The organism is Paenibacillus sp. J22P51, assembly GCF_059692215.1.
Window position 1 is genome coordinate 753,166 of the sequence record NZ_JCAUAZ010000002.1, and the last position, 21,659, is coordinate 774,824.

At 41.5% G+C, this 21,659-nt stretch carries 12 protein-coding genes and 1 pseudogene; 11 read left to right on the forward strand and 2 right to left on the reverse strand.

The window, feature by feature from the left end; all coding sequences use genetic code 11:
- Nucleotides 1–4: 4 nt before the first annotated feature.
- Entirely contained in the window at nucleotides 5–3,058 is a 3,054-nt protein-coding gene (locus AC58QC_RS07725; protein ID WP_497414700.1) for a pectate lyase family protein, read from the reverse strand.
- A 273-nt stretch (nucleotides 3,059–3,331) separates the two neighbouring features.
- A pseudogene (locus tag AC58QC_RS07730) lies at nucleotides 3,332–4,465 on the reverse strand (fibronectin type III domain-containing protein); the annotation flags it as partial.
- An 855-nt stretch (nucleotides 4,466–5,320) separates the two neighbouring features.
- On the opposite strand from AC58QC_RS07730, the gene AC58QC_RS07735 reads away from it, so the two are divergent.
- The 11 genes from AC58QC_RS07735 (at nucleotide 5,321) to AC58QC_RS07785 (ending at nucleotide 21,166) form a co-directional block, all read left to right on the forward strand.
- Nucleotides 5,321–9,925: a pectinesterase family protein gene (locus tag AC58QC_RS07735; RefSeq protein ID WP_497414596.1), complete on the forward strand. Its 4,605-nt coding sequence runs from the start codon at nucleotides 5,321–5,323 to the stop codon at nucleotides 9,923–9,925.
- Between the two features lie 1,249 nt (nucleotides 9,926–11,174).
- A complete protein-coding gene (locus tag AC58QC_RS07740) occupies nucleotides 11,175–11,474 on the forward strand; it encodes a hypothetical protein (RefSeq protein WP_497414597.1) in 300 nt (99 codons plus the stop codon).
- Between the two features lie 578 nt (nucleotides 11,475–12,052).
- Nucleotides 12,053–12,868 carry a hypothetical protein gene (locus AC58QC_RS07745; RefSeq protein ID WP_497414598.1) on the forward strand — a complete coding sequence of 272 codons (816 nt, stop codon included), beginning with the start codon at nucleotides 12,053–12,055 and terminating at the stop codon, nucleotides 12,866–12,868.
- 120 nt (nucleotides 12,869–12,988) lie between these two features.
- Entirely contained in the window at nucleotides 12,989–13,273 is a 285-nt protein-coding gene (locus tag AC58QC_RS07750) for a hypothetical protein (protein ID WP_497414599.1), read from the forward strand.
- 723 nt (nucleotides 13,274–13,996) lie between these two features.
- Nucleotides 13,997–14,392, forward strand: a complete 396-nt coding sequence (locus AC58QC_RS07755; RefSeq protein ID WP_497414600.1) for a hypothetical protein — start codon at nucleotides 13,997–13,999, stop codon at nucleotides 14,390–14,392.
- 277 nt (nucleotides 14,393–14,669) lie between these two features.
- Nucleotides 14,670–15,095 carry a hypothetical protein gene (locus AC58QC_RS07760; RefSeq protein ID WP_497414601.1) on the forward strand — a complete coding sequence of 142 codons (426 nt, stop codon included), beginning with the start codon at nucleotides 14,670–14,672 and terminating at the stop codon, nucleotides 15,093–15,095.
- Nucleotides 15,096–15,222: 127 nt separating this feature from the next.
- Nucleotides 15,223–15,684: a VOC family protein gene (locus AC58QC_RS07765; RefSeq protein WP_497414602.1), complete on the forward strand. Its 462-nt coding sequence runs from the start codon at nucleotides 15,223–15,225 to the stop codon at nucleotides 15,682–15,684.
- A gap of 99 nt (nucleotides 15,685–15,783) precedes the next feature.
- Nucleotides 15,784–16,458, forward strand: a complete 675-nt coding sequence (locus AC58QC_RS07770; RefSeq protein WP_497414603.1) for a VOC family protein — start codon at nucleotides 15,784–15,786, stop codon at nucleotides 16,456–16,458.
- A 663-nt stretch (nucleotides 16,459–17,121) separates the two neighbouring features.
- Nucleotides 17,122–17,472, forward strand: coding sequence for a GyrI-like domain-containing protein (locus AC58QC_RS07775; RefSeq protein ID WP_497414604.1), 351 nt, complete (start codon nucleotides 17,122–17,124; stop codon nucleotides 17,470–17,472).
- A 799-nt stretch (nucleotides 17,473–18,271) separates the two neighbouring features.
- Nucleotides 18,272–18,625, forward strand: coding sequence for a DUF898 family protein (locus AC58QC_RS07780; protein ID WP_497414605.1), 354 nt, complete (start codon nucleotides 18,272–18,274; stop codon nucleotides 18,623–18,625).
- A 651-nt stretch (nucleotides 18,626–19,276) separates the two neighbouring features.
- On the forward strand, nucleotides 19,277–21,166 hold the full coding sequence (locus AC58QC_RS07785) for a beta-propeller fold lactonase family protein (protein ID WP_497414606.1): 1,890 nt from the start codon (nucleotides 19,277–19,279) through the stop codon (nucleotides 21,164–21,166).
- The last annotated feature ends 493 nt before the right edge of the window (nucleotides 21,167–21,659 follow it).

Genomic DNA, 21,659 nt, shown 5'->3' on the forward strand with positions numbered 1-21,659 from the left:
GTTATTATTCAATAACCAGGTTAGCGATAGTTGCCAGATCTTCAATATCAATCTGTCCGTTATGGTTGGTGTCCGCAAATTTCACAGAATCCCAGTCAGGACTTGCTGTCGTTTTGCCATAATTAGCTGCTACGATACCAAGGTCGCCGATGTTGACGATAGCATCTCCGTTGAGATCGCCTGGGATCACGTTCGCAATGACGGATGCAGTGAAGGTTTGAATCGCTTGATTCAATGTGTTCGCAGCGCTGTCTACTTGACCTTGCGTAGATTGGCTGTTCGCTGCTACACCTTGTGCCGTATTGATTGCTGCTAAAAGAGCCGCTTTAGCGCTGGCTGGATATTGGCCGACCAATGTGCCTTCAACAGCCGCATTGTACTGGGCTTGAGCGCTGTTGATCAGAGCTTGAAGTGCTGTTTTGTCTACATGCTGTACCTGGATCGCTTCATTAGCCAACGTGAATGGGATCGTGTGACCTAACGCGTCGGAAGCCGTAACAGCCGTTAGATTCAAATTGGCTGTTGAAGATTGCGCAAGCGACTGCGATGTCCAGTTTAGCTTAAATAAATCGCCATCTGTGTGAATAGCTCCGCTCGGTCCTTGACTTGCGGCAATAATACGAATTTGCCCTGGAATATCTGTTTTGGTAATCAGCACCTTGAACCCGGCGCGGAGTGATTCAGCCGAAACAAAGTTAAGCGCATTGGTGCTGAATGTTAACGTCGTGTCAATCGCGTAGACGTTGGTTGTAACATTGCCTAAGCCAATATTCGTGCTGAAAGCAGTTCCTGTAAGAACCGTATGCGGTCCCGTCAGTGTAGAGAAAGGTACGTCCGGCGGCGTCACGACTGGTGCTTGCGGCGTAGCGCTTGCTTGTACTGAGTTCGCGCTTGTAGCGACCGCATTCACCGCTTGCACCACGTAGTAGTGGGCAGTGCCATTGGCAGCCGTGCTGTCGGTGTACGAAACGGTTGGGCTCGTTGTTGTACCGACTTGCGTATAGGCGCTGCCGCTCGTTGTGCTGCGCAGAACGTTATAGCTTGCTGCACCGCTGACTGCCGTCCACGTCAGTGCTACTTGCGCATTGCCCGCCGTTGCCGTCAGGCCCGTCGGCGCGCTAGGCGCTTGAACCGGAGCTGCAGGCGTTGCGCTTGCTTGGGTAGATGCCGTGCTGGTGCCGGCCGTGTTCACTGCTTCCACTACATAGTAGTAGATGGTACCGTTGTTTAAACCGGTATTCGTGTACGATGCCGTCGTACTTGTACCGACTTGCGTATAGCCGCTGCCGTTTGTTGTGCTACGCAGAACGTTATAGCTTGCTGCACCGCTGACTGCCGTCCAAGTCAGTGCTACTTGCGCATTGCCCGCCGTTGCCGTCAGGCCCGTCGGCGCGCTAGGCGCTTGAATCGGTGTCGGTTCTGTTGAATTGCCCCCTACAGATACAAGTTGAGTTGTGTAATTTCTTATTTTAGTCATCAGTGGTGTATTAATGTTATACGATGCGTCATCGATCGAATTATCAAATTGCCAAGTAAAGTCTCCCTTATTTAGGCGTCCAGCTTTTGCCTTAACAATTTGTTCAACATTGCTTACGGCATCAATGTTAGCTGCATTTACCGCCGTATCGATCGTAGTATCAAAGTTATTATAAGCAGTTCCACCTTGTAATGTTTTGTATGAACTTGGAACCGTTTCATTTCTTGACGATGCTAGATATGCATCAAATGATGTTGCATTAGCCGGAGCTGTTCCTGCATCGGAATTTGCATAAATAAGACTATTAGGATTATCAATCGTATTATTGTAGGCTTTAATCATACCTCCTGTTTCACCGGAGAATGTGCCATTAGCAACACCATCTTTAATATCCGTACCTTGTAAAGAAATCATCATTGGATTATGAGCATTTCTCCAATAATTTGATTCTACAAAGATTGAACTTCCCGTTGTAGCGCCAACACCATATTTGGCGACTCCATCAAAGAAGTTATTATATACATGAATAGTTCCCTTTCTTACACGTGGATGACGAGAGTCCGAATGATCAAACCAGTTATGGTGGAAGGTTACAAAAAATTCAGATGATTCACTTAAACCGACTAGAGAAGATTTTCCGGCATCCCAGTAGTGATTGTACGCGATTGTGATATACGTCGATGCGCCTTTAAGGTCAGTTGAACCATCACCTTTTGCTTGGTCAGCATCTCCACCTGCAGTTCCATAGAAAATATCATTATTATGCAGCCAAACATTAGCATTACCTGTATCCATTGAAATGCCGTCGTCAGGGAATAGCATCACGCCAAAGTTTCTTACTTCTACATTACCGGCATATCTAAGCAGCATTCCCCATCCATACGCATAAGCATCTTCTCCGATGCCTTCTAACGTAACATTCATTTCCGTATAATCTGATTTGCCTTTTACTTCAAGATATCCACTGCTGTTAAGTTGTCCACTCATGTCAGCACTCGTAACTTTTCCAATAAATCTGATATCAAGTGGTGTTTTATCATAGGCTTTTTGTCTTAGTTGTAAAATCCCACCTATACCAACGCCTTGTGTTTTAGTACCGTTGCTGGAGGTTATTACATCAAGAGTTACTGTTTTTGCAGTCGCAGGTGTTACATAAATAACTTGAGCGCCACTCTTAAGTGTACCATCGTTATTATAAGCACCTGAACCCGTTTTCAATGGTGAATTTGGTGAAAAAGCAAATCCAGATCTGTCATGCTTCGCTACTGATAGTAACTCGGAAACAACACTTGTTCTTGAAGCATCTGGCAGTACTGCTTCAACTTTCATTACATAATCTCCAGCTGTAAGTCCTACAGCGTCAGCTCTCCAATATGTAGCGTATCTACGGATTAATTGAGTATCAATTTGTACATATTGAGAATCCGATGCACTTGCAGGTTTAACGTATACATTATAGCCCTGAGCATTACTTACAGGAGCCCATTCCACATAGGCTGTTTCAAACCAGCCCCCACTCCTGGATAATACAGGGCTACCAGTCGGTACAGCTGTAGGTGTGGCATTAGCAGAGGAGGAAATAGCGCTTTCTCCAGCCGCATTCACTGCGCTCACCACATAATAATAGGTAGAACCATTGGTCAGACCCGAATCCACGTAGCCTGTGGTGGTAAGTCCTGTAGCGAGATTAGCATAGGTTGAGCCATTATCTGTGCTGCGTTTGACATTGTAAGTGGCCGCTCCCGATACCAAGCTCCAAGATAAGGTGGCTGTTGCGTTTCCAGCGCTCGCCGTTAGCCCGGTTGGAGCTGTCAAAATTTGCGGCGGGGTAGGAGTAGCGCTCACTAAGGCTGAGCTTACGCTTTCACCGGCTGCGTTGACTGCAGATACGATGTAACCGTAAGTGCTGCCGTTCATCAAACCTGTATCTGTATAGCTGACAGTAGGGGATGGAACGGATACAGGGCTTCCATAAGTGACCCCACCGTCTGTAGTGCGTCTGACGTTATAGCTTGTCGCTAAGCTGACAGCTGTCCACTGCAAAGTAACTTGTTTGTCGCCTGCATTCGCAGTTACACCTGAAGGTATGCCAGGTTTTGGCAGAATAGGCGTGGCGGCAAGTTCATTGGAAGCCGGGCTAGTCAGATTGTTGCTATTTTTAGCCGTAACCACATAGTAGTAGGGGATTCCGTTCGTTACAGAGTTATCTGTATATGAGGTGCTTGTACTAGGTACTGTAGCAACATCCGTATCATAGGAGGCGCTAGTCGTACCACGTTTGATCGTGTAACTGCTCGCACCGCTAGCCGCACTCCAGTTCAACTGAACCTGTGCATTGCCTCCAGTTGCAGAGATTAAGCTAGGTGTACTTGGCGGAACGGTCGGATCAGATCCGAACAGGATCGTGCCGCTGGAATTCGTGATCAGTATATTATCAAATGTCGCCGAGGCTGCCGTAACGCCAAAGCCAACATTAATGGTGTCGCTGCCCGTTGTATCCAGAACATTACTTGTATCTGTCACAGTTGCGTAAGCGCTTCCAAAATTGTTGCCATCTGCAGAGGCATACATTGTATAGACATTACCTGTCTTGGATAATCTTAAAAATACAGGTGCAGTACCAGAAGTGGTTGAGGAAATGGATGTGCCAGCGCCCGTAATGCGATCGTAGGCAGAAACCGCCGTTCCAGTCGTTATAGCCGAAACAGATGGGGCCGTATTGGAAGCGCTGGTTGCACCTCGTTTAATCATTAACAAAGCTCGCTGCTGCGTGCTGCCTGACTGCCCGGTAAATTGCGAAACTCTAGCCGTTATTGTGAAATCTCCACTTATTGGTGTGTTTACAAAGTATGGCGTATCACCGCCATTACCATTGCTTTGAATTTTGCCGTTGGATCCAGACATCGTTAATTGATTAGTCGAGCTCGTGTAAGTTGCATTGGTATTACTAATAAAAGCAGTTTGATTCGACAGGAACGAACCATTCATCGCTACATCCGACCATCCAGATGGAAGGCCTGTTGCTGCTGCTAATGCGGACTCATTGAAAACTTGGGGCAAAAAATTCAAGAGTAGTGCAGTGGTTAAAGCCAGTCCCAAAACTTTGTTGAACAGGTTACGTTTTCTAATCACATTGCATGTTCCTTTCTAATGAAAATTATTTTATGAGGCTGTTAGGGCATCCATTTTTATTATTTGTTAGGTTTTGTTGGGCTCCAAAATAACAACTAACTAGATACAATTCGTATCAATTCATAGGCGCATTAACAAGACATAACTTGAAAATTTATACATATGTACACTTAGCACTCCTTTCGTGTCATTGGGGTAGTCATCCATATCCGTTAATATTGTAGAGACAAACTCATCGTAAACCAAAGAAGTGGATTACAGCTATAATCATTTGCTCATATCTTGTTGGTTATAAAGCGTATCAAGGGTTAGAGAGATGTAGATAGTCATTTAGAGGCAATGTTTGGAGGGGCGAATAATCATTTTTGTAGTAAATCCTCTGAAAAGGTGGGGGGGTGATAGTCACTTCTTGGTTGGTCCTTTGATCGCTGTCTTTGCAACAGTCGGACAATATTTCGCAATTTTTACCATCAATTTCTGCGTATATGCAGGCGAATATTTAAATCCACTCTCCAACCAGTGGAATATGAGCCCTAACAGCGCGCGACAAGAGAGTAGGGAACAAATCATCGTCTGAAATGAACCTGCAATATGCCAAGTTTAGCCTGAATCATTCATAATGTGAACAAATGATTATAGCGGTAATAAGCGTGCTACTAGTATAATCTGAGTATATTTTTTTAAAAAAAGTATAGGAGGTTGAGAGACTAGATGATGATGAAAGCGCTTCGAATTATGTTGTGTCTGCTGTTTCTTTCTTCCTACGTACCGCTTATCGGTGTGTCTGAAATCCAGGCGGCGGCAGCGCCGGTTACATCTCTTGTCAATGATAATTTTGAAGGCAGTACGTTAGGCGTATTACCTGTAGGGTATACCCCGCCTTTTGGCAGCGGTGTGATTACTGCTTTTACAGCTACGAACAATTCTACGGTAATTAATAGTAGTAATCTTAGAAATAGCTATGGACAAACATCGACTACTTTAGTCGGAAACACAACCAATGTATTATGGATCAGTGACGGCGCTGGCAGAGGTGGTTTCAATAAAGCCTTCACGCCAGTAACCGCAGCGAGCGGTAAAGGGATGACTGCGCAGATCGATTTTATGGAAGGCGCTATGGTAAGCGACTCATACGTTTTGGAATTGCTAGACAGTAATAAGAAAATAGCGCTTTCCTTAAAGGCCGATTACGCTTTTCCGGATCCTCTAACAGGCGGCACACAAAAATTCCAGGCGAAAACCTGGTATACGGTGAAGTACGTTGCCGATGTAAAAGCCAATACGGCAGATCTTTATATTAATGGCATATTCTCCGGTAATTTCAAATTCGCCAGTCCGGTTACAGATATTGCGTCTATCAATTTTAGAATGGCGGGTACGTCGACAGGGAATGCGTATGTGGACAACATCATCATTTCTCAACAGGAAGCGGTGACACCACAGAACTTGACAACCGAAGGCGCAAACCGCAGGGTTGAGCTTAGCTGGGATGCAACAAGCGGTACAGATACTTATAAAGTGTATCGCAGTGAATCCCCTGATGGCATCTATGAAAAGCTTGCAGAAGGTGTGTCGTCAAACAGCTACACGGATACTGCCGGTCTGACTAACGATAAATACTACTATTATAAGGTGACATCGGTGAACTCGTCCGGTGAAAGTGAGTATTCGTATTATGCGTCTGGCTATCCTAATAACGTGGAACCCCCTTCAGACGAGATTACAGGTCTTAACGCCATTGTCAGAAACGGGCAGCTTACAGTCGCCTGGAATCCTGTTAATAAAGCGACCTTCTATATGCTTGAGAGAAGCACAACACCGGAAGGACCTTTTGTCCCATTATTGACGAACGGGAAACTCAAGCTTTCCAGCACTTCCTATCTGGATAGTAACTTGCGGTCGGATACGGCGTATTATTACAGACTTTCAGCCGGGAATGTCGGCGGTCTGGGTCAGCCCAAACTGCTCGAAAAGGTATCCCCTGCAGCACCGTTAGGTGCACCGACGCTATTGAGCATCGAGCCTGGAAATAACCAAAATCAGCTAAACTGGACTTCAGTAACGAAGGCATCGTCATACAGCGTAAAAAGAAGTTTGGTAAACGGTGGACCTTACATAGCTCTAGCTAATGTTAATGGAACCGGTTACTTAGATACCACAGCGGAGAATGGCAAGACTTATTATTATGTAGTTGCTGCAGTGAATGATAGGCAAGAAAGCATGATTTCAAATCAATTAAAAGCGAAGCCATATGCTCCGGTTAATGGTGCACCAGCTAAACCGACAAGCTTCCAAGCAGTCGTAAACGAAGGCAGCGTAAGCCTTTCCTGGAATACGGTAATTGGCGCTTCTTCTTACAATGTAAAGAGAGCTATTTCTGCTGACGGGCCATATACGGTCATCTCTTCAACTTACGGTGCCACATTTGGCGATTCGAGCGTGACAAACGGGATCACTTATTATTATGTTGTTTCTGCTGTAAATTCGAACGGCGAAAGCCCTGATACGGATGAACTTGTTGTTCTTCCGGCGGCTGTGTTGACGGTTGATAAGAATGTAACGGCAGATGGAGTAAAAGTATTCAATACGATTCAAAGTGCTATTAATCAGGTTCCGACAAATAACACAACAAGAATGATCATTAATATCGCTTCAGGTACCTATACCGAAAAGGTTAAGGTTGATCGTCCTTATGTAAGTCTTGTCGGCGCGGGCATGGATAAAACAACCATTATGTTTGGCGATTACGCAGGGACAGCGGTTACACAGGGCAAGCCCGGTCACACAGGTAACACATTCCTAAGCCAGACGGTGGATGTAACGGCAGACTTCTTTAACGCTTCCAATTTGACAATCGAGAACAGCGCCGGACAGCGCAATGAAGTGGCACAAGCGGTAGCTCTGTCACTCAAAAGCGATATGGCCGTATTGGAATCTGTAAGATTGAAAGGCTTTCAGGATACGCTGTACAACGGCTTAAATGCCAAAAGTCAGGGACGCCATTATTTTCACAATAGCATTATTGAAGGAGACGTCGATTTCATCTTTGGTGAAGCTCCCGCTGTCGTTATGGACAATGTGAAATTAGTGCTTGTAAGCAATGTCCCGACTGGCGCGAGTGCAGGAGGACATATTACAGCAGGAGCGCAGAAAAATACGACGGACAAGGGATATGTTTTTATTAATTCTCAAGTGGTCGATGGCCCATCTGCACAAGGGATCTACGATTTGGGTCGCGCTTGGAAGGATTACGCAAGAGTTACATTTATCAACACTGTTATCGATTCGAAGAAATTCCTTCCAGAGGGTTGGGCGGCTTCATGTGCGGGTTCCTGTATAACTAGCTATTTTTCGGAATATAACAGCTATGGATACGGAGCGAATGCAACCGCACGTCAAATTTCCACCCAGCTCACGGGACAGGAAGCAAGTTTGACGATTCCGCAAATTTTAGGTGGCTGGGATCCATCCATTCCGGTTATCATGCCGAAAGTAAACTATGCCCCAGCAGTAGTGGTTACATCCTCTAACTTTGATAAGAGCCCAGCGAATCAGGCGGATATTAACGTAAGCGTCAGGAGCAACGGATTTGCGATGACGAATATCACGAATGGCACAGGAGTTCTTGGATCGTTGGACTACACCGTTACTGGCAGTGTATATACACTCAAGAAAGATTACCTTTCCCGACTACCTGTGGGATCAACGACACTGGGCTTTAACTTCGGAGACATTGCCGTGCCATTGATTGTAAATGTGGTCGATAGCGGGGAGAACGACATTGGCAGACAGGTACTGACGCCTAATGACGGATGGGGAGCCCATACTACAGGAACAACCGGCGGATCGAGGGCTAATCCGGAACAAATTTTCATCGTGAGCAAGCGCAGTGACCTAGTGAAAGCATTGGCAAGCGGCACTATGCCGAAGATGATCTACATAAACGGCACGATAGATATGAATGTGGATCAAAATGACAACCCGATAGGTATGGAATTCTACAAAGATCCGCTTTATGATTTTGACGCTTATTTACAGACATACGACCCGGCCGTTTGGGGTAAAACATTGCCTGGCGGCGCTTTGGAAGAGGCACGTGTAAGATCGGCAAGCAATCAGAGCAAACAAATCAAAGTTAATGTCGGTTCAAATACGACGATCGTCGGTTTGCCTGGCACCAATGCGAAGATTCTCGGCGGCAATCTTAACGTAGAGAATGTGGATAATGTCATTATCCGGAACATCGAATTCCGGAACACATTCGATTATTTCCCGCAGTGGGATCCGACGGATGGCGATTTGGGCAATTGGAACTCCGCTTATGACAGCATCTCGGTTAAAGGCTCCACTCATGTTTGGATCGACCACAATACATTTAGTGACTTAGGTGGCCTTGATGATCCGAACCATAAATATTTTGGACGCAAGTATCAACAGCACGACGGTGCCGTCGATCTTACGAATGCCTCCGACATGATTACCGTATCTTATAACTACTTCCATGATCATGACAAGACGACGCTTGTAGGTGGAAGCGATAGCTTTAGCGGGGATGCCGGTAAGGAAAGAATTACTTTCCATCATAACGTTTATCGGAACGTAGGTCAGCGTGCACCACGAGTACGTTACGGTCAGGTTCATGTGTACAACAACTATTACGAAGGAACAGTAAACCATCCGAATAATCCATTCCTCTATGCAATAGGGGTAGGATTCCAATCGCAGGTGTATGCTGAAAATAACTATTTTGCGAATGATGCGGGATCATTGCCTTCATCCCTGATTCAAGTAGCCGGCGGGACTGAATTCACTGACAAAGGCTCCGTATTGAATGGCGAAAAGATTGAAATTGCCAAGAGCAGTGGTACTTTGCAGCCTGTAAATTGGATACCTAGGCTTTACACTTATACGGATCAATCGGCAAATGTTCCAGCTATCGTTATGAATCAAGCAGGTGCAGAAAATACGCAAACGGGTGACACCTTTGCACCGCTGTGGAACACTGGCAATTTGACCGCAACCAATGTAACGAAAACCAGTTTGACCTTAAACTGGGGTGCAGCAGCTGATAACATCGGAGTGGCTGGTTATAGGGTTTATATGGTGAGCGATACTGTTGTTACGGAAATCGCTGTATTGGGTAACATTACAACTTACAATGTTGCGAATTTGAAAAAAGATACGAATTACAAGTTTATGATCCGAGCAGTAGACGCAGCTGGAAACCTGAGTCTCTCCGGTCCTAGTGTTACGATTAAAACGGATCACGATAACAGGGACAACAATAATCCAAGTGCCCAAAATAAGGGCAGCTAAACTTGAAGTGCACTCCTTAAAATAGACATTGGAAAACCTTCTGGTTTATCCGATGAACTATAAGGGGTGCATTTTTTTAAAAGTTGGAGCATGGGGAACTGAAATATTTAAGAATGAGTAACCGGCAGTATAATGGAATATTTTACCTTAAAACTATAAAGGAAGATGGGTTTGGAGCCGATCCAGGAGCAGAAGAAACATTTATTACGAATTTAGTTCAGAGATTTGCTTCTTATGAAGAGGCAAGGAATGAATATAAAGTGGAATCATTAGTATCATAAATCTTCAACAGTGACGTTTTTCTGACCTATGCAGCCAATTTAAAGATTACAAGTGGGGTTATCGAGTGATAAGACTAGTTATGGACACAAATGAATCATTGAGCTAACGGGTAACTATAGTTGAACAGATCCAGGGAGCAGATTGCCGCGGCAGCTGCTCCTTTTTTTCATTAAGCTAAAGGGCAGTATAGCACAGTGTTAGTGCATAATTTGAGGAGCCATTAATAAAAGTTGAACGTTCCATAGGTATAAGCCGTGCCTCCAAATGGATGGTTATGCATAAAGTGACAGGGCAACCAACCATCCAAGAGGGGAAGCGAATAACATGGTTTGTAAAAAGTTTTGTGTTCCTGTGACCACTAATCTAACACTTCGACAACGTCTTAGAAATTTTATTGGAAGACCAGGTGTGGAGGTAGTCCACAAGACCAGAGGAAAATTTCTGGGTGTCATTAGGTCGGTGGGAAATACATTCTTGGTAATGACGCTTGGTGAAACTACAAGGCGCGTTAGACTGAGAATTTCAAATATTATTGATTATAATTTGCAGGAACTTGATGTTGCCATTGCGCAAAAAGTTATAAACCGACTCGCAATTGTATTCGCTAGCGTTGCAATCAGAACAGCTGTATTCGTTAGTGTAGGTAAAGATTTCGTTGAAATAATACGGATAGATTCGGAGGACCAACCACAATTTACCGCCTATATAAGGGAAATTATCCCGTGCGATCAAGTGAACGGGATTGAGTGTATATTTAATAAATGCTTTGTCAACAAAAAGCGCTCAACCAAGTGTAATTGCAAATAAATACATTTACTTCGCTCAACTAACGGGACACGATAGTTCAATAACGAAAGGGCTGCCGAACGGCGGTCCTTTTCTATGATAATGAGCAGTAGAGTTTCGATTTATGAATTATGGAAAAAATATTAGAATGGAATATTACAGCTAACTTGGAGGTGGAGGTTTGACCTTACGGCTGATTGGTGCCATTATTTGCTGGATTATCGCTTTCGTTTTTCTTACATTAGGCATAATAGTTGTTAAAAGTGAAAAACGCAAAATAGATACTATTGCCGAAAAATTAGAATTACGCGATATTGAAGGTGTTGCCGATTCGTTTTTTGTATGGATAATCTTTTTTGTCATTAATTCAATTGGTGCGATATTAAAAGCATTACCTTGGTGGTTAGTTAAAGTTATTTATATACTTCTCGGTATCGGGTTTGTGTTTTTAGGTATTAAGTGTATGGGCTGGTCAATTTAACTATTGGAAAAACTTATAGAGCGAAAAGAAAAGGAACAAAGTGCAGCAGTGATTTCAAATTTCGTAGCCTTTCTACGCTAACGGTGAACGTTTGTTTAATACACAGCAATGGGAGGCTGCCAGATCGGCAGCCTTTCGCACACCTATCGGGCAGTTTAGCTTAGTATTTTACAAAACATTTTCTGTTCTTACAGTGTCTAACTAGTATAAAGGGGGATAGATTATGACACTTTGGGGATTACCATTTGTATTAGTTACATCATTTCTAGCAGGGCTAATTACATATTTTCTTTCCGCCCTTTTCTTTCTTAAAAGAAAATCAATGAAAGTGAAACTTATAAGAGGCATATTCGCTATTATTGTATCTTTTTTATTCTTCTTATTGTATTTGAACAATCTTGCTAACATTGACTAAGCGAGGAACGATAGTGAACTAACATGCCATAGCGGCAGCTCTATTCTGTGCGTTAAAGTAACGGGCTGGTTAGCTTGGAAATTTCTTGAATTATATAAGTAGTTCGTATACACTTCGAGGTGACATTATAGCACTCGGAAATCCTTTATCGGGAGGAATCAGCATGCAACTAGCGAACTATCCATTTGTTAATTTTTCTTTTCAAAGTTTATGTGATTGGCAGAACCGCGAACTCGCTGAAATGGTTATTCATAGGATTATTAATGCCAACGATGATTACACTCCGCAGGTCTACTCGAGATTTGAGCCGGTAAAGGAGAAAATCGATAACGAAAACGTGGAACCTATTACCAGCTTGTGGCTAAATGAAGAGATAAACCGAAACCTTCCGTCTTTCGCTCCTCCTGTAAGAGCAGGGCTTCTTATGCTCAGAAGAAAGAAAAATCCTAAAGCCGAGTATATGCTCTCTTGGGAAAAAAACAATAGGGTAGGGTTTAATTCAATGAATTTGTCGGTTGAGGTCAACCATCTTCAAGATATTGAAAAGCAACAAAGTTTTTTTGATTTATGCTGGACTGTAGCAAGAATATTACAACCTGTACGAGGACATGTTATTAACCAATCCATCCCGTATATTCCAGAGCCACTTGCACCGCAAATCATTCATCCCGAACTTCATTGGATCAACTTGTTTGGTAGACCGTATATAGATTTATTCGGAAAAGAGAAGTTGCTTTCAGCTCCATGTTATAAAACTAAGGAAATCACTGAAGGCTTAATTGTTCTTCAATTAACCGATAACCTCTTTGAGCCGATCCCTGACGAAGTACGTGTTTCTATAAAGAAATATTTATTTGAAAAAGCTTTCGTAGAATGTGGTAAGACGTACAGAGATTATTTAAATAAAGATAATATAGTCCCAAATTTCGACTACACACAAGTGTTGTTTGATCATACTCAACCGATCATTATCGGATAAAATTACTTTAACGATGTAAACAGTAGATAATCTCATTCCGCGATACCATTAACCTAACGGAGAACGATAGTTCAAAGCAGTATATTGAAATCAATTCACGAATGTTGCGGAGGGTTCCGAATGGACATTGAATGGATTAATGAGAATTACAAGGAAGCTAGTAAAATATTTGACTCTACTCGGGAAGCTTATGAATGGGCAGATTCACTACTTCCTGACTTTGCAGGAGGTCATAAAGTTAACATTGGCTATGCAACTCCAGATGATAAGGTTTACACATATTTAGTCGAGCACCTTCCAAAATGGGCACGCTATAACAATATAAGAATTAATGTTAATACTTCTTTAGATTTAGTGGATGGAAAGTTGATTCATAAGATTTGGATAACCCCGTGTGACGAGTAATCAATAAATTACTTTTGAAGTTCCATACGGTTAAGCTAACGTAAGAACGATAGCGGAACAGCGGTTGCTTCGGCAGCCGTTTTTGTTTTCCCCGCTAACGGGCAGGATAGTTGAATAATGACATGGAGAGAAACATGAAATTTACCAAATTAATGTTTTAACCATGAACACACGTAGTATAACAGCTTTTATTTTTTCAATCATTGGATTATTTTTTAGTTTAAGTTTTCAGTCTTTTGCAATTTATCATAAAGATGGAACAAATGAATTAGAATGGTTCTGGCTTGGAGCCATTTTATCCTACTTGTTCACTCTGCTATCTCTTTTTCTTATTTATAAAAATGTAAAGAAAATCATTTTAGATTATGGTTTGATAATATTAAGTTCATTTTTTATGTTTGCAACATTATTTTGACGACGATAATCCTTATACTTTGGCATGCAGGATTTTAAGCTAACGGATACGATAATGGAATTTTTGAAGCTACCTCATTGTGGCTTTTTTCGTTTGACAAATAATGCGAATACACGCGAAAATCAAAGAAAATGACTGGGAAGTTCGTTGCTGTACTCATACTGCGTTTTATCCGAAAACAACAGGTTCAACTGCCAGTCAAAACTGCCGAGTACAATTTTTTAAAACAGGCAGTTATGTTAGAACAAGGTCTCGTCCTCTCTCATACACTGTGTTGTATGAAAATTAATATTTAGAGGTGAGAAATTGTGCCAATTAAGTGTCCCCCCCTTACAAAAATGACTTTGTTACAAAGACTTAGATTGCATGTTGGAAAACGTATCGAAGTTGCTGCAAGCAAGTTTGCATTGGAACCAACCCCTATTGTTTCCATTTGTAGAAGTGGTTTTATAAATTTGGGTGAAGATCTATTTCCGCCAAATTCTTTGAATAGCATGCGTTTGCTTGATATCAAAAAAACAAACCAATCCTTGTTTCCTTTTAGAGTCGATGTGATAACTTCATTTAAATCTGTTAATACTTTCCGAAATGTTAATGTTGTTCGTGTCGGAATAGATTTTATTGAACTGCAGGGCTTCAACCCTGTGGCGAGGTTTATAATTCCAAAAAATAAGGTTCAGCGAATAGAGAGAGCAATAATCTAAAACGTCCGTTCAACTAACGGAGAACTTTAGTTGAATAAACACCTAGGACGAGGCTGCCGGCATGAAGGGCAGCCTTTGCTCACCTAACGGGCAGATTAACGCAATGTGCAACTTTAAACTTGTACATTGTGTCCCCTTATATAGGAGATGGATGTGTATGAACAAATTGTTTACCCAAATCATTCAATTCTGTAATCGCCTGCTTGACTATAAATTCGAGGATAATGTTAGCCTCCAAATGAATAAGATGTTTGTTCTTACCAAGGAGGGATTATGAGTGCTAAAAAGAAGAAAAATTGCTCTGAAGGTAATTCTAGCGCTCAGCTTGTTTGTATTACTTCTGGTGTATTGGTTTCCACGTACATTTGAGAGCATAATTGGAGATGAAATTATAGCTATTGAAGGAAGACATAATGGCTCGGGGTTGTATTATAAAACAGAGGATCGCGAGCTGATTAATAAATTTATTGAAGCCACGCAGCAAATGAGATTTCACTATACAATGAACTATCTACCAACGGTAGGGAGTTCAAGTTGGAGGCTCACCACCAAAAACGGAAAGCAAGTCAATTTCTCACAACCGTTAACCAGCATTTTCACTATCAATGGTGTTCGGTACAAAGTTTATAGCTACGAAGAAGGAAAAATGAAAGAATTTTACACCGCTTTTTTGACAGAAGCCAATGTAATTAAAGGAAGATAAGGATATAGGACAATCCATTATGCTAACGGGCAGGATAACGGAGTTGCTTGTTACATAAAGAGGGAAATGAATATATATTATTGAATATGAAATACCGTTGGTTAATTTACTTTAGGAGAATGCCATTATGATTCATAATTTGTATGAGACTCATATTCAAGTGAAAGATCTGAAAACATCTATCGATTTCTATAAGAACCTTGGCTTAGAGCTATCACTTTTAATTGAAGAACGCAAAGTCGCATTTTTCTACATTGGCAAAGAAAAGCAATTATTAGGTATATGGGAAGTTCCGAAAGGAAATGAAGTAAGAAAACGGCATTTTGCCTTTGGAACAGACCTAGAAAATTTATCCAATTCTTTCAAATGGCTTAAAGAAAGAGGAATTGAACCAATACAATCATTTGGTAAGGAACCAATTGAACCCATTGTACATACTTGGATGCCTGCAGCGGCAGTTTATTTTTATGACCCAGATGGAAATGAGTTAGAATTTATTGCTTGGTTAAAAGATAGCCCACAAGAAATCGGTTATGTGCCTTATTTAAGCGAATGGCTTGACTTGAATAGAGAAGGCAAGATAGTTTAAGCGAGTCACGATTATGTAAAATATTAAGGTGTTTGCGAAGTTCACAAATAGAACGTTATCTGAAAGAGCGAAGCGAATAATATTTTAAGGAGCATACTTATGAAGATTCAAGAAATTAAGTTACTTTCGAACAACTTGCATAACGTAATAGATTTTTATAATAGAATTTTTGAGCTTCCAATAATTGAACATTCTACAGATAAGGTTTCTTTTCAAATTGGTTCATCAAATTTAGTGTTTGAACTAAGCGAAGAAGTTACTAATCCATATTACCATTTTGCATTCAATATTACGGAAAGCAAAATGGACTTAGCAATCAGTTGGTTAAAGGCTAAAGGAATCAAAATTAATTTAATTAATGAGGAAGAAGTCGATTTTTCAGAATCATGGAATTCTCATTCTATATATTTTTATGACTCCGCTGGAAACATTGTAGAATTTATTGCACGGCACAACGTCAAGAATATATTAGGTCATGAATTCTCATATGAAGACCTCTTAAACATAAGTGAAATTGGAATGCCTGCACAGGATGTGATAAACCTGTCTGGATATTTAATGGAACAATACAAAGAACAAATATTTATTTCTGGTAACTCTATGTTCACTCCCATTGGAAATGAAGAAGGGTTATTAATACTTTCATCCTTAAATCGAAACTGGTTAGGATCGGACAAAAAAGTTGAAATCTTCCCGTTAGAGATTTTCATTACAAACGGAAGGGAAGAAACAATACTTGTTCCAAATCACCCTTATATTATTTCAACAAAATAAAGACTCTGAGGTAACTCAATGCTTCTTCAGATAACACCATATTCACGCTTCGGGCCATTCGTCACTTGGTTCGATTCGATGTTCATTACGCTAACGAGAAACATTAGCTGAATAAAGACAGTAAATCAAAGCAGGTGCCGTGGCGACCTGCTTTGTTTATTGAGGTATCGGGCAGGATACCACGACAAACCATGGAATTAAAACGATAGATAACGCAAGTGATTCAACCATTAAGGAAAGATGGTCATTTGGATGAAATTAATGTGTGTGAGTGTGGTCATACACCAAAAGATAAAGAAAGAGCATGTATGGAAATTCGTATGTTATCATCGATATTGAATAAAAAAGTGCATCATTACAATCAGCTAAGGGAGAGAAATAGAAACGTTTCAAATCGGGAGGATAAAATTTTGTAGTGGTTAGAGCTCTTCATGTAAATTAAGCTAACGGGATAGTTTGTTCAATAAGAAATCAAGACGAGGCTGCCGGCATGAATCGGCAGCCTCGTTAAAGTAACGGGCAGGATAGTTACAATAAATGGAAGGAGAAATTAAGTGCATGTTGAATTGTTAATTAACTCAACTCAACTTGTAAGGGAGACGAATGAGCAATGATTATGACACCAACTTTAGTTGAATTTTCTGAACGCATGTTTGGCCAGCTTTGTTTAATAGGATAAACGAAGTTAAAGACAGGTCAAATCAAATTGAAACCATTGGATTAATCAAAAGAAACGAACATGGCTATCTAGCAGGGGATGAAACTTCAATACAAAGTGAAGTACCTGAAGGAATGTATTCCTACAAAATTCCAGCAGGCAAGTATGCAACAATTACGCACAGAGGACCTCTAGGCAAGATTAATGAAACGTTTGAAGGACTCATTAATTGGCTTGGTACAAACAATTACGAGCAGTTTGATGTTATTTGTTTTGAGGTTTACGACCATAGATATAAAGGTGAGGAAAGTGAAAGTGAATTTGATATGTTTATTCAAATTAAAGCCGTTGCTTAGGATTCATTAAGCTATCGGAGTAACTATAGCTTAATAAATAAAAAAGACGCATGGAGTGCAGACAAAGGCAAGACGGAATATGTCTGTAAATCAATTCGAATGAATGAAAGAGATGACGAGTTCTTTGATGTTGAATTATCTAAATGTAATAACTTCAAGGAAGATGAACAACTGAGGTTAATATCATTTAGAAAAGAGATATTATAGTAGATGTTTAGAAGAACGCATTAGCGTACGTTAGTTGAGAATTAAGGGGAGTTGTTTGCCACGATCAGCAACAGCTCTTTTTTCATTAGGCCTTGTTAAAGTTAGTTGTTGATAATTGGATTATCAGAACAGATGTTTTAAAATAGTGAAATCATTATATCTTAAAGTTTTAAATAAGGGGTGATTATGTGGAAGTTTTCGGAATTATGGGGTTCATATTCGGACTTGTTGCTTTTACGAATGCATTGACCTGTATTAAAAAAGTAAAAGAACTTGAAAAGAGAATTGATGATTTAGAGGGAAAATCGTGAACAATGTCTCAAGCAAACGGGTGCTTTGATTGAATAAGACTATATTACAAAATAGATCTCCCAGACAAATGGTAGTTCTATTTTTTTTCACTTACTATCAACATTAAAATTTAACAGAGCCTTTCATTAAAGTAATGGGCAGGATAATTTTGACTGGCTTACCAACTGCGGAAGGTATCTGGGCAGCCTGAGGATTAAAAAATGAGCGAACACTTTTGCAGGAGTATAGTCCCAGATGTAGAAATACTCATTTACTTAGCGAATAAGAAAGTAGGGACTAGATGGAACGGGCAGTTAATGTTAATTCGAATGTGGTAAATCAACCGGGATCTTCCGATTCATATTTTGACGGAGGGCTATTGCAGTACATTGGATGGAGCATTTTAGGCTGGGCAGTTACTCTTTGTACATTGGGTATTTGTTTCCCATGGAGCATTACGATGATCCTGAAGTGGAAGGCACGGCATACTGTAATTGAAGGTCGTCGTCTAGAGTTTCATGGCACTGCAATTGGATTATTTGGTCTCTGGATCAAATGGCTTTTATTAGGCATTATTACACTAGGCATCTACTTCTTCTGGGTAGTTATTTCCATCGAAAAGTGGAAGGCAAAACATACCTGTTTCGCAAATTAAGTAACAGGCTGCCAGCATTGAACGGCAGCCTTCTCAGCTAACGGGCAGGATAATGAAGTCCATCCATATTATGGTATTATGGAGTTGTGAAGAGAAAGGAAGGGTAACGATGATTATGACACAAAAAGAAATGCTGTTCATTGTGTAATCACAACTTGCTATTGACTTGAATTGCTCACTCAATCGTTGACCTGAACGGCGAAAATGACAGCATTATTTTTGTTGAAGCTAAAGAAAATCCTGGATGCAGACCATTTCCGAGGAAGGCACGTTATTTCGAAATCCTGTCTATGGGAACGATTAAGCGAGAAGAAGTGGTCAGTTTATTTGATATTACAAGATTCAATGAAGCTATTATATATGATACGAATCTTCCCTGGCAGACTGATTAAAAGCCGACTGGACCTTAATGGTCTGGCGGTTTTTTTTAGTTTTAATAGTTTTAAAACCTAACAATTTATTCCATTGTAAAATGGTTTCTGTGTTGTCATCAGAAACAACCAAATTTACTAGTTTGACGCGTTTCTCCGAACCTTACTATATATGAATAGTCAAAGGCATATTATTAGGGAGTTACTAATCTATTACCCATTAAGTCCAAACAAATATGATAGGAATACGTATTATGAATTAATGGGAGGTGTTGGGATTTTGAGTAAACTTGCTCAGTTAATGGATGTAATAATAGCCGTGGGTATTACTTATATAAAGAAAATTGAAATCGAGTATTTTAACGGTGTCGAATACAAATTGAAATTCGATGAAGACGATGACTCAACTGAAAGAGAAGCCGAACTTGAGGATTTTTTAGTAGTCATTGATTGGTGTCAGGTCGAGGAAATTGAAATTGAACTGTACAATGGAGGGGAAATTAAAATCGAATTTCCTGATTGTTGTATAGGTACAACAGGAGCAACAGGAGCAACAGGAGTTACAGGAGCAACAGGAGCAACAGGAGCAACAGGAGCAACAGGAGTTACAGGAGCAACAGGAGCAACAGGAGCAACAGGAGCAACAGGAGCAACAGGAGTTACAGGTGTTACGGGAGCAGCAGGAACAACAGGAGCAACAGGTGACACGGGAGCAACGGGAGCAACAGGAGCAACAGGAGTTACGGGAGCAACAGGAGCAACAGGAGCAACAGGAGTTACAGGGGTTACAGGTGTTACGGGAGCAGCAGGAACAACAGGAGCAACAGGAGCAACAGGAGCAACAGGTGTTACAGGAGCAACAGGTGACACGGGAGCAACGGGAGCAACAGGAGCAACAGGCGTTACGGGAGCAACAGGAGCAACAGGAGCAACAGGAGTTACAGGAGTTACAGGAGTTACAGGTGTTACGGGAACAACAGGAGCAACAGGAGCAACAGGTGACACGGGAGCAACGGGAGCAACAGGAGCAACAGGTGAAACAGGAGCAACAGGAGCAACAGGAGCAACAGGAGCAACAGGAGTTACAGGAGTTACAGGTGTTACAGGTGTTACGGGAGCAGCAGGAACAACAGGAGCAACAGGTGACACGGGAGCAACGGGAGCAACAGGAGCAACAGGTGAAACAGGAGCAACAGGAGCAACAGGTGAAACAGGAGCAACAGGAGCAACAGGAGCAACAGGAGCAACAGGAGCAACAGGACCGGCTGGTCCTACTATTCCTACTTCCGTTAATCGAATTTATGTGACAAACCAATTAAGCGACGTTGTCTCCGTTATTAACGGATTTACAAATAGCGTCATTGCAATCATTCCAGTAGGATCACAGCCGATTGGTGTCGCTGTGATTCCTAATACTAACCGTATTTACGTAACAAACACTAGCAGCAACACTGTCTCCGTTATTAACGGGGCTACGAATGCGGTAATAGCTACGATTCCGGTAGGAAGTATTCCATTGGGTGTCGCTGTCAATCCTATCACGAACCGTATTTACGTAGCGAACCAAAACAGCAACACTGTCTCCGTTATTAACGGGGCTACGAATGCGGTAATAGCTACGATTCCGGTAGGAATTAATCCATTTGGTGTCGCTGTCAATCCTATCACGAACCGTATTTACGTAGCGAACCAAAGCAGCAACACTGTCTCCGTTATTGATGGGGTTACGAATACGGTTATAGCTTCTCCAGGTGTGGGATCAGTCCCAATCGATGTTGCTGTCAATCCTTTAACAAACGCGATTTACGTGGCAAACGTCAGCGGTAACACTGTCTCCGTTATTAACGGAATAACAAATACGGTTGTAACTACTGTTGGAGTAGGACCAAGCCCATTTCATGTCGATGCCAATCCTAATACGAACCGTATTTACGTAGCGAACCAAAGCAGCAACACTGTCTCCGTTATTGATGGGGTTACGCATACGGTTATAGCTTCTCCAGGTGTGGGATCAAACCCACTCGGTGTTGCTGTCAATCCTTTAACAAACGCGATTTACGTTACGAACTTTAACAGCAGCAATGTCTCTGTCATTAACGGAATAACAAATACGGTTGTAGCTGTTTTTGGAGTAGGTGCAAATCCAAGAGGTGTCGCTGTGAATCCTTAATCTTAATATCATCTGATGGGTAATCTGCATTTCGCTTTTGCTCACCGCTGCAAAGCTCCTGCCACTCATTAGAGTGGCTTTTTACTTATTAATTGACCGTTACTGTCCTCAGTATTGGTAAAGTTTTGTATGATAATTAATCAACAAGTTCCAACCTTCTCTTGAAATCATTGCTTCTTGTAAGTATCTTCCATAACTAGGGGGATGCGCTACCCTCTCCCTTGCATGGGGGTACGAGTGGGTACGGCTACCATTAACACGGCACACGGATGCGCACATGCACACAAGGGCGTTTCACTGTGCGGGTGTCCGTACCCTTTCAATAAATTAATAAATAAGTATTTTAGTATATCGAAAGTTCCTTACCAACCAGAGTTGACTAAAGTACAAAAATACAAATTAATAAAGGCTAATCCAAACATACCCAAAATCATTTTTGATGTGGTCTAACCCCTGTTAACCATTCAACTAACGGATAACGTTAGTTCAATAA

Bases quoted from the DNA above. Each gene is read 5' to 3' on its own strand.
- AC58QC_RS07765 (WP_497414602.1), top strand. From the start codon at position 15,223: ATGATTCATAATTTGTATGAGACTCATATTCAAGTGAAAGATCTGAAA.
- AC58QC_RS07780 (WP_497414605.1), top strand. From the start codon at position 18,272: ATGGAACGGGCAGTTAATGTTAATTCGAATGTGGTAAATCAACCGGGA.
- AC58QC_RS07770 (WP_497414603.1), top strand. From the start codon at position 15,784: ATGAAGATTCAAGAAATTAAGTTACTTTCGAACAACTTGCATAACGTA.
- AC58QC_RS07735 (WP_497414596.1), top strand. From the start codon at position 5,321: ATGATGATGAAAGCGCTTCGAATTATGTTGTGTCTGCTGTTTCTTTCT.
- AC58QC_RS07750 (WP_497414599.1), top strand. From the start codon at position 12,989: ATGGACATTGAATGGATTAATGAGAATTACAAGGAAGCTAGTAAAATA.
- AC58QC_RS07745 (WP_497414598.1), top strand. From the start codon at position 12,053: ATGCAACTAGCGAACTATCCATTTGTTAATTTTTCTTTTCAAAGTTTA.